Genomic DNA, 18275 nt, shown 5'->3' with positions numbered 1-18275 from the left:
CATGACATCGGCAAGCTCATCCGCCACGCCGTCAACGCACACTGGCTCAACGAGCGGTCGCGCTGCTGCCGGGCACGACGCACAGTCCGGCTTCGCGCTCGGCTTGCCGCCACGCCCCGCATTGCTGTCGCGAAGTGCGTGGCTCGCGCTGATCGCGTTGATCATCGTGTTCGGTCTCGGTGTACCGTTCGCCACCCTGGTGGTCCCGGAGACGAGCGCGTTCCATCTATCCGCGTATGCGATGACGATCACCGGCAAGTTCATGTGCTACGCGATTGCGGCGCTGGCGCTCGACCTTGTGTGGGGCTACTGCGGCATTCTGAGCCTCGGACACGCGTTGTTCTTTGCATTGGGCGGCTACGCGATCGGCATGTACCTGATGCGTTCGATCGGCCACGACGGCAAGTACGGCAGCGATCTGCCTGACTTCATGGTGTTTCTCGACTGGCACCAGCTGCCATGGTACTGGCAGGGGACACAGCATCTCGGTTATGCGCTGCTGCTGGTGGTGCTGGTGCCCGCCGTTGTTGCGTGGGTGTTCGGCTTCTTCACGTTCCGTTCTCGGGTGAAGGGTGTGTACCTGTCGATCATCACGCAGGCGATGACATTCGCCGCCATGCTGCTGTTCTACCGCAACGAAACGGGCTTCGGCGGCAACAACGGCTTTACCGACTTCAAGCGCATCGGCGGTTTTCCGATTACGCACCCGGGCACGCGCACTGCGCTGCTGTTGATCACGTTCGTGGTATTGATCCTGGCGTTTATCGGCGCACGCGCGATCGTCACATCGAAACTCGGCCGCGTGGTCACTGCGGTGCGCGACGGCGAAACGCGCCTGATGTTCCTCGGCTACAGCCCGCTCGCGTACAAGCTTTTCGTGTGGACCGTCTCCGCCGTTTTGTGCGGCATTGCCGGTGCGCTGTACGTGCCGCAGGTCGGCATCATCAACCCGGGCGAGATGTCGCCGGGCAACTCGATCGAGATGGCGATCTGGGTTGCGGTGGGCGGACGCGGCACGTTGATCGGACCGATCATCGGTGCATTCGCGGTGAATGGCGCGAAGAGTTTTTTTACGGCGAACTTCCCTGAATACTGGCTGTTCTTTCTTGGTTTGATCTTCGTGCTGGTCCCGTTGTTGTTGCCGAACGGCATCATGGGGCTGATTGAGATGGTCACGCGCAAGAGGAATCGCTCATGAACGAAAACCCGATGGTTCCTGATCTTGCGTTACCTGAAGAGCCTGCCGAACGCTCGTTGAGCGGCGTCGCGAGTATGGGGCACGCCGTGGTGCCAGGCGAGATCGATGTTTCGCATGGGACGATTCTGTACCTTGAAGACGTGACCGTGAGTTTCGACGGGTTTCGCGCGTTGAATGCGTTGAGCCTTGCGATCGATGCGGGCGAGCTGCGTTGCATTATCGGGCCGAATGGCGCTGGCAAGACAACGATGATGGATGTCATCACGGGGAAGACGGAGCCGGATTCCGGCAAGGTTTTTCTGGGGCAGTCGATCGATCTGACGCGGATGAACGAGCCGTCTATTGCCCGTGCCGGGATTGGGCGGAAGTTTCAGAAGCCTACGGTTTTTGAGCAACATCCTGTGTGGGAGAACCTTGAGTTGGCGATGAAGGCTGACAAGGGGTGGTGGGCTTCCTTGCGTGCACGGTTGGATCGTGAGGCGCAGGCGCGGATTGAAGAGACGTTGGCGTTGATTGGGTTGGAGAGCGAGGCTCGGCGGCTCGCTGGCGAGTTATCGCATGGGCAGAAGCAACGGCTTGAGATTGGGATGTTGCTGATGCAGCAGCCGGCGCTGCTTTTGCTTGATGAGCCTGCGGCTGGTATGACTGATGACGAGACCATGCAGTTGGCTGAGTTGCTTAATCACCTGCGTGGGACGTGTTCGATGATGGTTGTTGAACATGATATGGAGTTTGTTGCTGCGTTGTCGGGGGACGCCGGGAAGGTGACGGTGATGGCCGAAGGACGGGTTCTTGCGCATGGCACTTTGGATGAGGTTAAGCGTGATGAGATGGTGGTTGAGTCTTATCTTGGGCGGTAATGGTGTGGGTTGGTTTGCCTTGACGGCGGGTTGTTTGTTTGTGGGTTTATGACTTTGGTTCTTTGGCCTTTCCTTGATTTGTTAGTGGTCTATTAGCGTTGCCCCTGTGCGGGGCGGCACCTACTTTTCTTTGCCTGCCGCAAAGAAAAGTAGGCAAAAGAAAGCGGCTCAAACCGCTAATTCTTAAGCGGGTCCCCCGCGCAGCCACGGTAGTGGTGCATCTGGAATCCGTGCCCCCGCACACTCCGCGCCGTTGACAAAGGACTCATCAGCTCCCACTCCGCACTACGTGCGTCGCGGACGGGTCTGCCAGGGAAACCAGCGGCTTCGCTTCGCGCAGCGGGAACCATCGGCTTCGTCTCGGCGAGGCAGCAATGCGCAAGCAACGCGGCATTCTGGAGGTGCATCACTTCAGATACGACGCGGCGCGAAGCGCGGCGGGTGGTGTTCTGAACTGGGCGTCGGCGCGCGCAGCGCCGCCGGAGGTATGACTGCTTTGTCACTGAGGCGGAATGTGCGAGAAGGCAGATTCCAGATGCACCACTACCGCGGCTGTGCGGGGGACCCGCTTATGAGCTAGCGGTTTGAGCCGCTTTCTTTTGCCTACTTTTCTTTGCGGCAGGCAAAGAAAAGTAGGTGCCCCCCCGCACAGGGGGAACGCTAATAGACCGATAAGAAAGCAAGGAAAGGCCAAAAGACCAAACCCCAAACCAGAACAGAAACGGAAACAGAAACGAAACCCGCCAAACAGGCTCCCCTTTAGGACCCTAAAAAAATGCTAGAAGTAGAAAACCTGAACCAGTACTACGGCGGCAGCCACATCCTCCGCGATGTAAAACTCACCGTGCCGGACGGCAAACTAACCGTCCTGCTAGGCCGCAACGGCGTAGGCAAAACAACGCTGCTCCGATGCCTGATGGGCGTCGTCCAAACCAGAAGCGGCTCCATCGCCTGGCGCGGCGCCCCCATCACCAAACTCCCCACCTATTCCCGCGTGGAGAAAGGCCTCGCCTACGTCCCGCAAGGCCGCGACATCTTCCCCCGCCTGACAGTAGAAGAAAATCTGCTAGTCGGCGCAGCCAGCAAAAAAGCCCCCAAAAAAATCCCGGACCGCATCTACGAATTATTCCCAGTCCTCAAGGATATGCGCAGCCGCCGCGGCGGCGACCTCTCCGGCGGTCAGCAACAACAACTCGCAATCGGCCGCGCGCTAATGAGCGACCCGCAATTGCTGATCCTCGACGAACCCACCGAAGGTATCCAACCCTCGATCATCCAGGACATCGGCCGCACACTGCGCCAACTGGTCGAAGAAATGGGCATGACCGTACTGCTCGTCGAACAGTATTACGACTTCGCCAAGGAAATTGCCGATCGGTACTGGGTCATGAGCCGCGGTGAAATCGTCGCCGGCGGCGAAGGAGCCAACATGGATACCGATGGCGTACGCGCACTGATCGCCGTCTGACGCGTGCGAGCAGCGCAGCGTGCTATCCTCGCCGCATTCTGTAGCAACGCGACCAGCCGTTGCCTCGCGCGCGCTGACACGCTTCGCGTTGACCCGGCTGCCAGCGCGTCACTTGCTGCATCCTTTACGCGCCGCCCGCCCATTCGCACTTCCATCCGTATGTCGCTTCACGAAAACCACGTCGCACTCGCCACCGCGCAAAACACCACGCACTCGCAATGGCGCGCGCGCCTCGAACTCGGCTTCGTCAAAGACGGCGAGCGGACCACGCTCAAACATCGGCGGCATGACGGTCCGTTGCGCATACAAAGGCCGCTTTACCCGGAAGGCCATGCGATTTGTCATGCAGTTATCGTGCATCCGCCGGGCGGAATCGCAGGCGGCGATCATCTCGACATCGATGTGACCGTGGGCGACGGCGCGCATGCCGTCGTCACCACGCCTGGCGCGACCAAGTGGTACAAGTCCAATGGCCGTGCCGCACGGCAAAATATTGCAGTGCGTGTCGGCCCGCAGGCAAAGCTCGACTGGCTGCCGCAGAACAATATCGTTTTCGATCACGCCAATGCGATGCTGGATTTTTCGCTGACGCTGGATGAAGGCGCAACCGCAATTGGGTGGGATGCCACGCAGCTTGGGCGGCAAGCGGCCGGCGAGCGATGGTCGGCCGGGCATCTGCGCGCGGTATCACGAATCGTTGGCGCGAATGGCGAGGCGCTGTGGCTCGAACGCGCAAGCCTTGCGGCGGAGGATTCATTGCGGGACGCGGCCCAGGGGCTAGCCGGATTTCCCGCTTACGGGACGCTGTGGGCGGTGGGGACAGCCTGCAATGATGCACTCGCTGAGGCGCTCACTGCCGAGTTGCCGTTCGATGATTCATTGCGGGTCGCCGCTTCCTGTGTCACGGATGGCGTGTTGCTCGTGCGAGCGGTCTCGCGGTCCATGGAAATGCTGCAGCGGGCTTTGACACAGTGCTGGCTTCAGTTGAGACCTGTTGTGCACGGAGTCGAGGCCGTACCACTGCGAATCTGGTCGACGTGACTGCAACGGTCATCCGCATCATTCATTCCTGTTTCAGTGCACATCTACACAACATCTCCTCGTTGACCGTCACGTGAGCTCACGTCATGACGGTCACGCTTGCCGCTTGCCCTGACCGGCTTCACCAGCTTACGCAGGGTATGTGAATCACCCCGCCCCAAGCCTTCCAGCGAATCACCAGCAATCCCCCCAGTTTCACTGAAATTTCCGCAACAAAAGCAGACATGGCTGTTCACTAGCCATATTAAGCTCGCATGCGCTAACTAATAGCTCAATCAAGAAAAATACCATCGGCGTAACCGATCGCCAAAGGTGGAGACCGGCTCGATCAGCACACCCACGTGCGCGACTGCAGCCAACAGAAAAACAGGGGCCATCCTTCTTCCTGCGGTGCGAAGGACATTACCAATAATGAAAAAAAGATTTGCTAGAGCGTGGCCGGATTTTCGGCGTGCGCAACTCGATCACGCCACGACATCAAGGGCAAAAAATTTAAGAGCGGCGTTGCTGGCTGCAACGTACCTGTCGTTATCACTCGCGCTAACGGCATGCGGTGGACGCAACGATGTCGATTCCGCCGATCAGTCCGTTCCCTCCGCGACAAACAACGCGGCTACAACTGCCGATGATTCGCGCTTGCCTTCGCGAACCGCCATGATCAACACGAGCGGCATGGAAGCCGGTGCGTCGAATGACCGCTTCATCGTCAAGTATCGTGACGGCACGTCTGAACGCACGTCGCCGGAGACGGTCCAGCCGCTACTCAACGCTCATGGCAAGCGCTTCGGGATGAAAGCGCGGCATTTGCGGCGCCTCGGCGTCGGTGCGGACCTTATCGCGTCGGATCGCAAATTAACCGCTGTCGAAGCCACCGCATTCATGCGCGACATTGCGTCGAATCCCGACGTGGAATATGTCGAAGCCGACGTGCCGATGCACACGACCATGACACCCAATGACCCTGACTATGCCCCCCGGCAATGGGCCCTTCAGCAGCGCGGAAACATGAGCAATTGGGCCGCGGGTATTCGACCTGAGCAGGCATGGGACATCAGCAACGGCTCGGGCGTGGTGATTGCCATGCTCGATAACGGCGTGACACCGCACAGCGATCTCGATGCCAACATCCTGCCCGGTTACGACTTTACGGCAAGCAATCGCGGCGGCAACGGTTCGAATCCCGGTCTCGCGGAGGGAACTTGCGGCGTCACATGGCATGGCACCCACGTCGCCGGCATCCTCGCCGCGTTGACCAACAACGGCAAGGGCATGGCCGGCACGGCATGGGGTGCGAAGGTCGTACCGGTTCGGGTCCTCAACGGATGCGGGAGCGGTTTGATGTCGGATGTGGCAGACGGCATCACGTGGGCGGCTGGAGGGACCGTTTCCGGCGTCCCGGCGAATCCGTTTCCGGCGAGGGTCCTCAATCTCAGTCTGGGGGGCAACGGCAATTGCAGTATCACTTATCAGCAGGCAATCGATGACGCAACAGGCAGAGGCGCCTCGGTCGTGGTCGCGGCCGGCAACGACAATCTGAACGCGGGCTTCTATCAACCCGGCAATTGCCAGGGCGTCATCGTCGCATCGAGCCTCATGCCGGACGGCACGCGCGGCAACTCCGCGAACTACGGGCCCGTTGTGGACCTCGCCGCCCCCGGCGAAAACATCTGGTCCACCTGGGCCGGCGGCGGCCGCACACCGACTTCGGAGTCGTACACCTTCCTGAGCGGAACTTCGATGGCCGCTCCGTTCGTTTCCGGCGTGATTGCGCTCGCCCAGGCGGCCGCGCCGAAGCCGCTGACACCGCCCGAGGTCCGCAGTCTGCTCATGCAGAACGCCCGAGCTTTCGTTCCGGGGTCCCAGGCATTCCCATTGGGCGCGGGAATGCTCGACGCCGCCGCAACGGTCGAAGCAGCCAGATCCGGCAAGATACCGGCGGCGGCGGATTTCCGTTGCGTACAGAAGAAAAGCAATGTCATGCAGTTGGACTGCCAGGATCTTTCCACCAGTCGGGGCGGCCCCACCCTCGTGTCGCGAACCTGGAAGCTCGGCGACAATCCTGAGGTTACGGTGACGGACGCTCGTCATTGGGACAATCTGAATATCGAATACGCCGGCAACTACGATATGTCGTTAAAGGTCACCGATAGTAGCGGCGCAACAAGCAAGGTCGTACGCAGACTGGCGGTTTATGCGCCGCCCGTCCAGACGTTGCGACCCGATCAGGCCATCAGGTTCTCGGCCAACAGCTACGAGGTGTCGTTTTATTCGATTACGGTTCCGGCCGGCGCGAAGAGCCTGACGACCGCGATGTCCGGCGGAGCCGGCACGGCGATCATGAGGGTGCGGCGCGATACGCCGTCCATGCTCAACCCTATCTGTGAAGGCACGATTGTCAGCGGACGAGCCCAGAATTGCGTGATTAGCAATCCGCAACCCGGAACGTACTACATTGCCTTGAGCGCTTTCACTAACGTGCAAGATGTCTCGATGGTGGCCAGCCTCGCCAACTAATCACACGAACGTGAAACCGGCGCCCTTGCGCGAACACAGGTGCAAGGGCGCTGCGTCCACTCCCTATTGGCAGACAGTACCTCTTATGAACAACAGCATCCCGTCAGTCAATCGCCCGGCCGCACTGGCGAGCATTGACGCATGCATGGCGCGCGCGGATGCCCACTTCCGCGCACGCCGCCTGGCTGAAGCAATCTACGAATATGAACAGATCCTCAAGCGGCAACCACGCCATTTGCAAGCGCTGCATCATGCCGGCATAGCCTTTTTCGAAAACGGGCAGCTCGACGAGGCCAGCAAATTCTTCGACCGCGCCTTGCATGTGGCTCCGCAGCGCGCCGACTTATGGGAACAACGTGGCTTGCTTGCCGCGTTGACCGGCGACCCGATTGCGGCCGAAGCCTTCTTCCATCGCGCGCTGGCTTTCGCGGACAGAAGCGCCACCATCTACGCGAATCTCGCGGACTGCCTGCGTTCGTCTAAACGCCTCGACGAAGCCATGACGTATTACGCGAAGTCGCTGGAGATCGAACCCGGCTCGCATCACGCCTTGCGCTCGCTCGCGTCAATCAGCCAACTGTCAGGAAGTCACGACGATGCCGCAACTTACTGGTTACGCGCGTGGGCCATCGATCCAACCCGCGCGGCAGACGGCGCCGAGCTCATACAAGCATTAGGCAAGGCGGGGCGTGCCGATCTCATCGGCACCGTTGTCTCGCAGATGCGCGAGTACTTTGCTGACAACGCCACCGCACTCAAGGAACTCTCATTCGCGCTGAATTGCGTTGATCGACCTGAAGACTCACTCGCTGTGGCAAACCAAGGTCTTCGCCTGGATCCGGCGAATGCCTGGCTGCATCACAACGCAACTTTCGCGCTCAGCATGCTCGGTGATTTTCAGCAGATGCGAACTCACTCGATCGAAGCGGCGCGGCTCATGCCCGACAACGCGACCATGCAATACAACCTGGCCACCACGCTGCTGCGTTTCGGCGATTTCGAAGAGGGGTGGAAACGATACAAGTGGCTGGACAAGCTCGCAGAAACCGAGGACGCGGCGGTCCCGGGTGTCCCTTTGTGGAAAGGGGAAAGTGTCGCCGGATGCGACTTCCTGCTGGTTGGCGAGCAAGGTCTGGGAGACGAATTGCAGTTTCTGCGATGCGCGGATTGGCTTCATCGACGAGGCGCAAACGTCGACGTCTGGATTCACGGCCCGCTTGCGGAAATTGCAGCCTGCGCCGCGGGTGTGCGCGATGTCTACGTGACGAGGCCATCCGCACATTACAACTACTGGTGCCGCATGCTGCGGATGCCGGAGTACATGCATCTGAGCATGTCGATGCTTCCCGTCGCGATGCCTTATCTCAGAGGCACGAAACACAAGCGACAGCAGTGGCAAACCCGCATCGATGCGATTTCGCCAAAGCGGCATCCCGCGCAACTGCGTGTCGGCGTGGTGTGGGCCGGCAGTCCCACGCATGGCCTCGATCGTTACCGGTCCATTTCGCTGGACTTGCTGAAGCCGCTTTTTTCCGTTCCGGACGTGATCTGGCATTCGCTGCAAAAGGGCGAACTCGAGCGGCAGAGCGAATCCTTGGCCCTCGAATTTGAGTTGCGAACGCTCGGACCGCAAATCAACGACTTCACCGACACGCTCGCGATACTCGAAACGCTCGACTTGCTGATTACGGTGGACACATCCGTGGCGCATCTCGCCGGAGCGGCAGGCTTGCCTGTATGGATGCTGATTCCCACATGCGCGGACTGGCGATGGTTGATAGACCGGACCGACAGCCCCTGGTATCCGTCAATGCGATTGTTTCGCCAGCGCACGCCGGGCGATTGGACCAGCGTGGTCGAGACCGTGCGGCAGGCATTGCAACGCCGCGCGTGCCCACGCGAAGTCGAGATCTCATAGCGGCGCGGCATTCGCGCTCAATCGCCGCGAAGCCATTCGCGCACCAGATTGGGATTAACAATGCCCCACCGGTGTGCACAGACTCGATAACTGCGCGCCCGCGCCTATCGCACCGGCATGGCACACACCTTGCGTCGGGATTCCCCACGATGCTGCCGCACCCTGACGGCAGCCGACCGCTTTCACCACCACCGCTCACCTGACATGACTCGACCGATTCTTCGTCCCGCGCGTCGCGCCTGGCTCGCCGCACTGTTGCTCTCGCCCGTCCTCGCCATCCATGCGCCCATCGCTCACGCGGATACGCTCGACAGTATCGCCAAGGCAGGTGTGCTGAAAGTCGCTGTGCCGGAAGACTATCCGCCGTTCGGTTCGGTCGGCCCGGATATGAAGCCGCAAGGTTATGACATCGATACCGCCGCGCTGCTGGCGAAGTCGATGAACGTGAAGCTCGAACTCGTGCCGGTCAACAGCGCGAACCGTATTCCGTATCTGCAGACGGGCAAGGTCGATCTGGTGATTTCGTCGCTCGGGAAAACGCCTGAGCGCGACAAGGTCATCGATTTTTCGACCGCCTATGCGCCTTACTACCAGGGCGTGTTCGGTCCCGCCGACATCAAGGTCACCGGCCCCGCCGACCTCACTGGCAAGACGGTCGGCGCCACGCGCGGCGCGCTCGAGGAAATCGGTCTCACGCAAATGGCGCCGAATGCGACCATCAAGCGCTTCGAAGATAACAACGCGACCATTGCCGCGTTCCTCTCGGGGCAGGTGCAATTGATCGCCGCCGGCAATATCGTCGCTGCGGCGATTCTCGCGAAAAATCCGCCGCGGCGCCCGGAGCCGAAGTTCGTCATCAAGAATTCGCCGTGCTTTGTCGGCATGAATAAGAACGAGCCGCGCCTGCAACAGAAGGTCAATGCGGCAATCGCGCAAGCGAAGCAGGACGGCACGCTCAACGCCATGTCGAAGAAGTGGTTCGGCGCGCCGCTGCCGGCCGATCTGTAAGCGCGTCGTTAGCCAAAGTTGATACCGTAGCTGGCTTATCCGGCATTGCACTCGTCGTGGCTTCATCCCGTGCGCAGCATGCGATCGCAGCCATGGCGCGCAGCGCCTATCATTGTCGCAGCCGGCCCAGCTCGGGACCGGCGCAACCCACCGCACACATTCAATGAAGCTGACACCTCGCGAGAAGGACAAGCTGCTGATCTTCACCGCCGCGCTGCTCGCCGAACGGCGCCGCGCTCGCGGCCTCAAACTGAATTACCCGGAAGCGATCGCGTTCATCACCGCCGCGCTGATGGAAGCGGCCCGCGACGGCAAAACGGTCGCCGAGGTCATGCATTACGGCACCACGTTGCTGACGCGCGCCGACGTGATGGAAGGCGTGCCGGAAATGATCCCCGATATCCAGGTCGAAGCCACCTTCCCCGACGGCACCAAGCTCGTCACCGTTCACCATCCGATCCCGTAACCCGTACCTCCGTACCCCGTAAAGGCAGCCTCATGATTCCCGGCGAACTCCTCATCGACGACGGCGAACACGAACTCAACGCGGGCCGCGCGACCGTCACGGTGGTCGTGTCGAATACCGGCGACCGGCCGGTGCAAATCGGCTCGCACTATCACTTCTACGAAGTGAACGAAGCGCTTTCCTTCGATCGCGAAACGGCTCGCGGCTTCCGCCTGAACATTGCGGCAGGCACCGCCGTGCGCTTCGAGCCCGGGCAGGAGCGCACCGTCGAACTGGTCGAACTGGCGGGCGAGCGCATCGTCTACGGCTTCAACGGCAAGGTCATGGGCAAGCTCTGATGCCTCTTCAGGCACTTGCTCTGGCCACCTTGCTCATCTCCGGACCCACACCATGACATTACGCATTGGCCGCCGCGCATACGCGGAAATGTTCGGCCCCACGACCGGCGACCGCGTGCGCCTCGCCGATACCGAGTTGCTGATCGAAGTCGAACGCGACTTCACAACCTACGGCGAGGAAGTGAAATTCGGCGGCGGCAAGGTGATTCGCGACGGCATGGGCCAGTCGCAACGCGTGCATGCCGATGTGGTCGACACGGTCGTGACGAATGCGGTGATTCTCGATCACTGGGGCATCGTCAAGGCCGACATCGGCATCAAGAACGGCCGCATCGCCGCAATCGGCAAAGCGGGCAACCCCGATATCCAGCCGAACGTGACGATCGCGATCGGCGCGTCCACCGAGGTGATCGCCGGCGAAGGTTTGATCGTGACGGCGGGCGGCATCGATACACACATTCACTTCATCAGCCCGCAGCAGATCGAAGAGGCGCTCGCGAGCGGCGTGACGACGATGCTCGGCGGCGGCACGGGTCCGGCTACGGGCACGAACGCGACAACCTGCACGCCGGGTCCGTGGCATCTCGAACGCATGTTGCAGGCAGCCGATGGCTATCCGATGAATCTCGGCTTTCTCGGCAAGGGCAATGTGAGCCAGCCGCAACCGGCGCTGGAGCAGATCGCCGCCGGCGCGATCGGTTTGAAGCTGCACGAAGACTGGGGCACGACGCCTGCCGCGATCGACAACTGTCTGTCCGTCGCCGACGACACCGACACGCAGGTCGCGATCCACACCGATACGCTAAACGAAGCAGGTTTCGTGGAAGCGACCGTGGCCGCGTTCAAGGGCCGCACGATTCACACGTATCACACGGAAGGCGCGGGCGGCGGCCATGCGCCGGACATCATCAAGGTGTGTGGCGAAGCGAACGTGTTGCCCTCGTCCACCAATCCGACGCGCCCGTATACCGTCAACACGCTCGAAGAACATCTCGACATGTTGATGGTGTGTCACCACCTGGACCCGTCGATTGCGGAAGATATCGCGTTTGCCGAGTCGCGCATTCGTCGCGAGACCATTGCTGCCGAAGACATCCTGCATGACCTCGGCGCGTTGTCGATGCTGTCGTCGGATTCTCAGGCGATGGGGCGCGTGGGCGAAGTGATCATCCGTACGTGGCAAACCGCGCACAAGATGAAAGTGCAACGCGGCGCGCTGCCTGAAGACAACGCGCGCCACGACAATTTCCGCGCGAAGCGTTATGTCGCCAAGTACACGATCAACCCGGCCATCACGCACGGCATCTCGCACGAAGTCGGCTCGATCGAGCCGGGCAAGTGGGCCGATCTGGTGTTCTGGGAACCCGCGTTTTTCGGCATCAAACCGTCGCTGATTCTGAAGGGCGGCATGATCGCAATGGCGCAGATGGGCGACCCGAACGCATCGATCCCGACGCCGCAACCGGTCCACTATCGCGAGATGTTCGCCACGCGTGGCGGTGCACTGGGCCGCACTTCCCTGACCTTCGTTTCGCAGATGGCAGCGGATGCGGGCGTGGGCGAACGTTATGGCCTGAACAAGCGTATCGTTGCAGTGAAGAACTGCCGCAACATCACGAAGGCCGACATGATTCACAACGCGTGGCGCCCGTCGATCAGCGTCGATCCGGAAACGTATCAGGTGATCGCCGACGGTCAGTTGCTGACGTGCGAGCCCGCCACGGTGCTGCCGATGGCGCAACGCTACTTCCTGTTCTAAGCATGCGCACTCTCGACAAACTGATCGCGCCGCATCTGAAACTGGCACCAGTGCTGGTGAAACGCGCGCCGACCTTGACGCTCACCTTCGACGACCGGCGTAAGAGCCGGCTTGCGGCCACACTCGATAACGGTGAGGAAGTCGCGCTGCTGCTGCCACGCGGCACCGTGCTGCGCGACGGCGATGTGCTGGTCGCTGACGATGGCGCTCTGGTGCGTATCGTCGCCGCGCCCGAAGCGGTGCTGGTCGTGCGCGCGAAAGATGTGTTGACGCTGACGCGCGCCGCGTATCACCTCGGCAATCGCCATACGCCCGTTGAAGTCGGCGCGGATTATCTGAAGCTCGAATACGATCCGGTGCTCGCCGATATGCTGAAGCGCATTGGAGCAAGCGTGGATCAGGTGTCGATGCCGTTCCAGCCGGAATCCGGCGCGTATGGCGGCGGTCACAAGCATGGCCACGACGAGACCTTCGCGGAAGACTATGCGCTCGCGCAGCAGGTGTTCGGCGAACACCATGGGCATGAGCACTCGCACGATCATGATCATGCGCACGGCCACTCACATGAGCACGAGCACGGCCATGACCATAGCCACGACGATCACGTCCACGACGAATCGTGCGGCCACGGGCATCATCATCACCATGCGCATCGCTGAACTCACGGCGCTGTTGCATCTGGCCTCGCCGGCGCTGCCAATCGGCGCGTTCAGCTACTCGCAGGGTCTGGAAGCCGCGATCGAAGCGCAACTCATCACCGACGCCGATTCGGCACGCGACTGGATCGCGAGCGGCTTGACCGACGTACTCGCGCGCGGCGAGCTCCCGTTCCTCGCGCATCAGATGGAACGCTGGCGCGCGCACGACGCCGACGGCCTGAGAGAAGCCAACAGCGAATTCCTGGCGAGCCGCGAGTCCGCCGAGCTCAGGCGTGAGACGGAACAGATGGGTTGGTCGCTGCGACAATTGTGCGTGTCGCTAGAATGGGGCGACGCCGACCGGCGCGCAACGCTGGCGTCGCTCAAGCCTCTCGCCCAACCCACGGCTTTCGCCTTCGCCGCCTTCGCCCACGACGCAGCGCCGGACGCCGCACTTGCCGCCTACGCCTTCAGCTGGGTGGAAAACCAGGCGGCCGCCGCACTGAAAGCGGTGCCGCTCGGCCAACTCGCGGGGCAACGCATCATCGTCGCGTTACGTGAGCCGATAGACGCCGCTGTCACGCGCGCATTGGCCACCTCACCCGACGACATCAACACCTTCGCGCCGCAACTGGGCATTCTGTCGGCGCGTCACGAGTCGCAGTATTCGCGGCTTTTTCGCTCATAAAACGATCCATCATGAACGCACCTCATCACGCCGCTCACCCTTCCACTCGCACGAAGAAACTGCCGCCGCTGCGCGTCGGCGTCGGCGGACCGGTCGGCTCGGGCAAGACCACTCTGCTCGAAATGCTCTGCAAGGCGATGCGCGAGCAGTACGACCTCGTCGCGATCACCAACGACATCTATACGAAAGAAGATCAGCGTCTATTGACCGTGGCGGGCGCATTGCCGGCAGAACGGATCATGGGCGTGGAAACGGGCGGCTGCCCGCATACGGCGATTCGTGAAGATGCATCGATCAATCTCGAAGCGGTCGACCGGATGCTGACGCGTTTTCCCGACGCGGACATCGTGTTCATCGAATCGGGCGGCGACAATCTCGCGGCGACGTTTAGCCCGGAATTGTCGGACCTGACGATCTACGTGATCGACGTGGCCGGTGGCGAGAAGATTCCGCGCAAAGGCGGCCCAGGCATCACGAAATCGGATCTGCTGATCATCAACAAGACCGATCTCGCGCCGATGGTCGGCGCGAATCTGGAGGTGATGGCCTCGGACGCGAAGAAAATGCGCGGCGAGCGCCCCTTCGTGATGTGCAATCTGAAGGCGCTCGACGGACTGGATGTGGTGGTGAAGTTTATCGAGAAGAAGGGGTTGTTGAAGGCTTAAGGCTATCGCTTCAGCCGCAAGCACATGTAGCGAATAGCCATGTCGTCCGGATTAACTGTTCCACCGCCGATTAATTGAATGGACGATGTGAGTTGAGCCATGCGAATGTCGGCAAGCTTTTTGACCGAATCGATTTGTGAGTACTGCGCATCACACTGTGTATGACGTAGCTGATCAATGTTCTGCTGTAGACTTTCGTTCTGCTGCTTGAGAACGGCAATCTGGTCATCGCGCGACTTGATTCTGCCGTCGTAAAAGTAGCTGACTACGCCGTGGTAAATCCCTAGAGCGGCTCCGACAGTTACCACTGCGGGGGCCCAGCGAATGGCGCGTTCCCAAATCAAAGGAAGTCTCTCCATTACGTCCTCTCCTCATTCGGGCAACAACGCCATCAACACATCGACTGTGCGCGCGGTCGCGCCACGATGGCGCGCGGCAAACGCCGAGGCCGCGCCGCCCATTGCCAGCCGTCGCGCCTTGTCGCTGAACAGTTCGCGCAGCGCCCGCGCCAGATCGGCCGGATCTTGCACCTGCACCGCCGCGCCCGCGGCGACGGCATCCGCGGTGGCTTGCGTGAAGTTGAACACGTGTGGCCCAATCAGCACCGGCACCCCGACCGCACAGGCCTCAATCAGATTCTGCCCGCCCAGCGGCAACAAACTCCCACCGATAAACGCCAGGTCCGAAGCGGCGTAGTAGGCGCCCAACTCGCCCATCGAATCGCCAAGCAGCACGTTCACGTCTGAAGGCAAAGCAGGCGCGCCGCCGCTGGCGGTCGCGGCCGCCGATGCCACGGTCGCCGCGGGCGCCCACGTCGAACGCCGCTCAAATCGCAGACCGGCCTTTTCGACCAACCCCGCCACTTCGTTGAACCGTTGCGGATGACGCGGCACCAGGATCAGCAATGCATTGTCGATGCCCAACGCGGCGAACGCCTGCAGCACCAGTTCCTCTTCGCCTTCACGCGTACTCGCCGCGACCCACACGGGCCGCGTGCCGATCGCCGCACGCCATGCATGGCCACGCGCCGCCAGTTCCGGCGGCGTACTCATATCGAACTTCAGATTGCCCAGCACCGCGACGTTACGGGCACCGAGTGCGGTGAGCCGCTCCGCATCCGCCGGGCTCTGCGCAAGCACGCGCGCAAAGCCGCCGAACACGTCTTTGGTCGCATGGCCGAACCTGGCCGCGCGCTTGTACGAGCGCGCCGACATCCGCGCATTGGTCAGCACGAGCGGCACATCCGCGCGACGGCATTGGTCGATCAGCGTGGGCCACACTTCGGTTTCCATGACCAGCCCAAGCGACGGCCGCCACGTCCGCAAAAATCGCTGCACCGCATGCGGCATGTCATACGGCAGATAGCTGCGCAACACGCGGTCGCCGAAAATCTGCTCGCCGGTGGCGCGGCCACTCGGCGTCATATGGGTCAGAAGAATTCGTGCGTCGGGACGCGCCTTGAGCAACGCGTCGATCAGCGGCTGCGCGGCGCGCGTCTCGCCCACCGACACCGCATGTACCCAGATCAGCGGCGCATTGTCTTCCGGCAACCGGCCGCGCGCATAGCCGAAACGCTCGGCGATATGCTCGCGATAGCCACGCTCCTTACGCGAACGAATCAGCAGGCGCAGCACGGCAAGCGGCGCGACGATCCACCAGAGCGCGTTATAAATCGCCCTCAGCATCGGCACTCCGCACGCGCAAGCGCGAATCCGACTGCAAGTGCGAGTCTCAAAGTACGAGCGACAACGACAGCGGCGCTCAAACCAGCGCCCTGCCCTTCAGGCGCTCGAGAATGCCGAGCGGCGCGCATTCCGGCTGCGCCATTGCCTTGACCGGCAGGAAGAAGGTCTGCTCCAGCATGAACTGCCCGGACATCACGGCATGCGAAGTGTGGTCGGAGAAGCACACCCACACGCTACCCGGCGGAAACGGCATGGTCTCCTGCGGACTCGACTTCTGATAGTCGAGATCGGCCTTCATGCTGTCGTGCAGATTGAGCATCAAGTGGTCGTATTCGCTGCGCGGCGATTTGGTGACGTGCAGCAGATTCAGCAGCCACGCCGAACCCGGCATTTGCGGCTTGATGCGCGGCAGGAAGCGTTTGGCCATGTCCTCGAACGGCTCGCCGACGCGCCATACACGCGGCTCACCATGCGGATTGACGTTGGTGAACACGCGCAGAATGCGCTCACCGTAATTCGGCCGCGACGGAAATGCGTCAACGTGCAAGCGGCTATCGTCCTTACGCCATGAGGTCTCGCGCCCTTGCACCTGATGCAGCCGCAAGCTCGTTGGCGCGACGCGCAACTTGCCGTTGTATTCCGGGAACAGCCCGTCGACGAGCGTGCGCGCATTGGACTGATAACGCGCGATCAATGCGCGCACCGCCGATTGCGTGACCGCGTCACCAGCCACGCCGTGCAAGGCGCCGCCATTCGGCTCGAGACTGATGTTCTTGCGGCTCGGATCGGCCAGTGCGGGATCGAGCAAGGCCTGTTCGCCGCCTTCAATGGCAAAGCGCAAATTCGGGAAATACAGCACTTTGCCGCGTTCCACGCCGGCTAGCAGCGTCTCGCGCGGCACGGACAGATTGCGCCCGTGCCAGTCTGCGTTCGCTACTTCGATGATCTGGGTTTCGTTCATGGTCGCCCTTGAAAACGGATGCCGCGTAAGGCGAAGCACGCCGCGTTACAGCCTTACAGCAGGCCGAAACCGGCCAGCGCGGACTTGACTTCCTGCAGCGTGGGCGGCTTGCCGGCCGTGCCGAGGTTAACGACGTTCGGCGACCAGTAACCGCCAGTACGCCACGCGGTGGCGAAATTGTACAACTCGACCGTCGGCCGCTTCAGCGCCGCCGCGATGTGCACTAGACCTGTGTCAACGCCGACGGCGGCGGCGGCGCCTTCGATCAGCCCGACCACGGCCGGCAGCGACAGCCTGGGCGGAACAATGGCCGCGCCGCCGAATTCCTTCGCCAGACGCTCGCTGGTGGCGCGCTCTTCCTCGCTGCCCCACGGCAGCACGATCGACGCACCGCGCCGCACCAGAGACTGGCCCAGTTCGATCCACGCGGTGTCGGGCCACTGCTTGTCGGCGCGCGAGGTGGCATGCACGAACACCACATAAGGCACCGGCAGGTTCAGATTCGCCTCCGACAAAGCCAGCGCCGCGCGCCCGGTGTCGATGCCGAAATCGATGTCGTCGGTGGGCTGCGGCTGCGGGTCGTCCAGCGCCGCGGCCACCAGTTGACGCGTCCGCTCGACCACATGGGTACGCGGCTCGATCGGCACGCGCTTGTCGTAGAAGAAGCGCACCGGCCATTCGAAGCCCGCGCCGTCGGTGCGGTTGGCAAGGCCGACCAGCGGTCCGCGCGCCATGCTCGCGACCCACGCGGTCTTGATGAGCCCCTGGCAGTCGATCACGAGATCGTAATTCTCAGCCGCGAGCGCGCGCCGAAACGCACCGATCTCGCGCCAGTTGTCGACCGAGAGAATGCGTTTGCGCCAGCGTCGCAGCGACACGGGAATCGCCCGCCGCACGCCGCTGACGAGCTCCACGAGCCCCACGAAGCTTTCTTCGACGAGCCAGTCGATCTGCGCCTCGGGATGGCGGCGTCGAATATCGGCGATCACCGGCATGTTGTGAACGACGTCGCCCAATGACGACACCCTCACGATTAGTATCTTTTGCACGCTCAAGTGTGGGAAAACC

17 protein-coding genes are annotated in these 18275 nt (G+C 61.7%); 13 read left to right on the top strand and 4 right to left on the bottom strand.

The genetic code is table 11. The features are described 5' to 3' along the window. Window position 1: 1 nt before the first annotated feature. From urtC to ureG, 13 genes are all read left to right on the top strand, one after another. On the top strand, window positions 2-1198 hold the full coding sequence (gene urtC, locus AC57B6_RS03880) for an urea ABC transporter permease subunit UrtC (RefSeq protein WP_496420729.1): 1197 nt from the start codon (window positions 2-4) through the stop codon (window positions 1196-1198). Further along, window positions 1195-2058, top strand: coding sequence for an urea ABC transporter ATP-binding protein UrtD (gene urtD, locus AC57B6_RS03875; RefSeq protein WP_028200539.1), 864 nt, complete (start codon window positions 1195-1197; stop codon window positions 2056-2058). The genes urtC and urtD overlap by 4 nt, the downstream gene beginning before the upstream one ends. A gap of 775 nt (window positions 2059-2833) precedes the next feature. After that, the gene (gene urtE, locus AC57B6_RS03870; protein WP_028199808.1) at window positions 2834-3526 is read left to right on the top strand and encodes an urea ABC transporter ATP-binding subunit UrtE; all 693 of its coding nucleotides are present in this window, start codon (window positions 2834-2836) and stop codon (window positions 3524-3526) included. Between the two features lie 159 nt (window positions 3527-3685). Next, the gene (locus AC57B6_RS03865) at window positions 3686-4567 is read left to right on the top strand and encodes an urease accessory protein UreD (RefSeq protein ID WP_496420728.1); all 882 of its coding nucleotides are present in this window, start codon (window positions 3686-3688) and stop codon (window positions 4565-4567) included. 654 nt (window positions 4568-5221) lie between these two features. Next, window positions 5222-7081, top strand: coding sequence for a S8 family serine peptidase (locus AC57B6_RS03860; RefSeq protein WP_496420727.1), 1860 nt, complete (start codon window positions 5222-5224; stop codon window positions 7079-7081). 85 nt (window positions 7082-7166) lie between these two features. Then, the gene (locus AC57B6_RS03855) at window positions 7167-8999 is read left to right on the top strand and encodes a tetratricopeptide repeat protein (RefSeq protein WP_496420726.1); all 1833 of its coding nucleotides are present in this window, start codon (window positions 7167-7169) and stop codon (window positions 8997-8999) included. Between the two features lie 204 nt (window positions 9000-9203). After that, window positions 9204-10007 (top strand): transporter substrate-binding domain-containing protein, encoded by an 804-nt coding sequence (locus AC57B6_RS03850; RefSeq protein ID WP_279226895.1) that lies wholly within the window; start codon window positions 9204-9206, stop codon window positions 10005-10007. A 163-nt stretch (window positions 10008-10170) separates the two neighbouring features. Next, window positions 10171-10473 (top strand): urease subunit gamma, encoded by a 303-nt coding sequence (gene ureA, locus AC57B6_RS03845; RefSeq protein WP_054041799.1) that lies wholly within the window; start codon window positions 10171-10173, stop codon window positions 10471-10473. Window positions 10474-10505: 32 nt separating this feature from the next. After that, window positions 10506-10811: an urease subunit beta gene (locus tag AC57B6_RS03840; RefSeq protein WP_046566532.1), complete on the top strand. Its 306-nt coding sequence runs from the start codon at window positions 10506-10508 to the stop codon at window positions 10809-10811. A 52-nt stretch (window positions 10812-10863) separates the two neighbouring features. Beyond that, on the top strand, window positions 10864-12570 hold the full coding sequence (gene ureC, locus AC57B6_RS03835; protein WP_216750231.1) for an urease subunit alpha: 1707 nt from the start codon (window positions 10864-10866) through the stop codon (window positions 12568-12570). Window positions 12571-12572: 2 nt separating this feature from the next. Continuing rightward, a complete protein-coding gene (gene ureE, locus AC57B6_RS03830; RefSeq protein WP_496420725.1) occupies window positions 12573-13229 on the top strand; it encodes an urease accessory protein UreE in 657 nt (218 codons plus the stop codon). Beyond that, a complete protein-coding gene (locus AC57B6_RS03825) occupies window positions 13216-13896 on the top strand; it encodes an urease accessory protein UreF (protein ID WP_444515227.1) in 681 nt (226 codons plus the stop codon). The genes ureE and AC57B6_RS03825 overlap by 14 nt, the downstream gene beginning before the upstream one ends. Before the next feature lie 11 nt (window positions 13897-13907). Then, window positions 13908-14561: an urease accessory protein UreG gene (gene ureG, locus AC57B6_RS03820; protein WP_491563273.1), complete on the top strand. Its 654-nt coding sequence runs from the start codon at window positions 13908-13910 to the stop codon at window positions 14559-14561. Window positions 14562-14563: 2 nt separating this feature from the next. On the opposite strand, the gene AC57B6_RS03815 is transcribed toward ureG, so the two are convergent. From AC57B6_RS03815 to waaC, 4 genes are all read right to left on the bottom strand, one after another. After that, complete coding sequence (locus tag AC57B6_RS03815; RefSeq protein ID WP_278499493.1) at window positions 14564-14920, bottom strand: hypothetical protein; 357 nt, start codon at window positions 14918-14920, stop codon at window positions 14564-14566. Window positions 14921-14932: 12 nt separating this feature from the next. Next, window positions 14933-16246, bottom strand: a complete 1314-nt coding sequence (gene waaA, locus AC57B6_RS03810) for a lipid IV(A) 3-deoxy-D-manno-octulosonic acid transferase (protein ID WP_496420724.1) — start codon at window positions 16244-16246, stop codon at window positions 14933-14935. 76 nt (window positions 16247-16322) lie between these two features. Continuing rightward, window positions 16323-17207 (bottom strand): Kdo hydroxylase KdoO, encoded by an 885-nt coding sequence (kdoO, locus tag AC57B6_RS03805; RefSeq protein WP_028199819.1) that lies wholly within the window; start codon window positions 17205-17207, stop codon window positions 16323-16325. Window positions 17208-17260: 53 nt separating this feature from the next. Next, window positions 17261-18262, bottom strand: coding sequence for a lipopolysaccharide heptosyltransferase I (waaC, locus tag AC57B6_RS03800; RefSeq protein ID WP_496420723.1), 1002 nt, complete (start codon window positions 18260-18262; stop codon window positions 17261-17263). Window positions 18263-18275 lie beyond the last annotated feature (13 nt).

It is taken from the genome of Paraburkholderia sp. BGA-UO-ETr-F12, from assembly GCF_059567945.1.
Note: the sequence above shows the minus strand (reverse complement) of the source record. Positions and strands in the feature narration are given on the sequence as shown.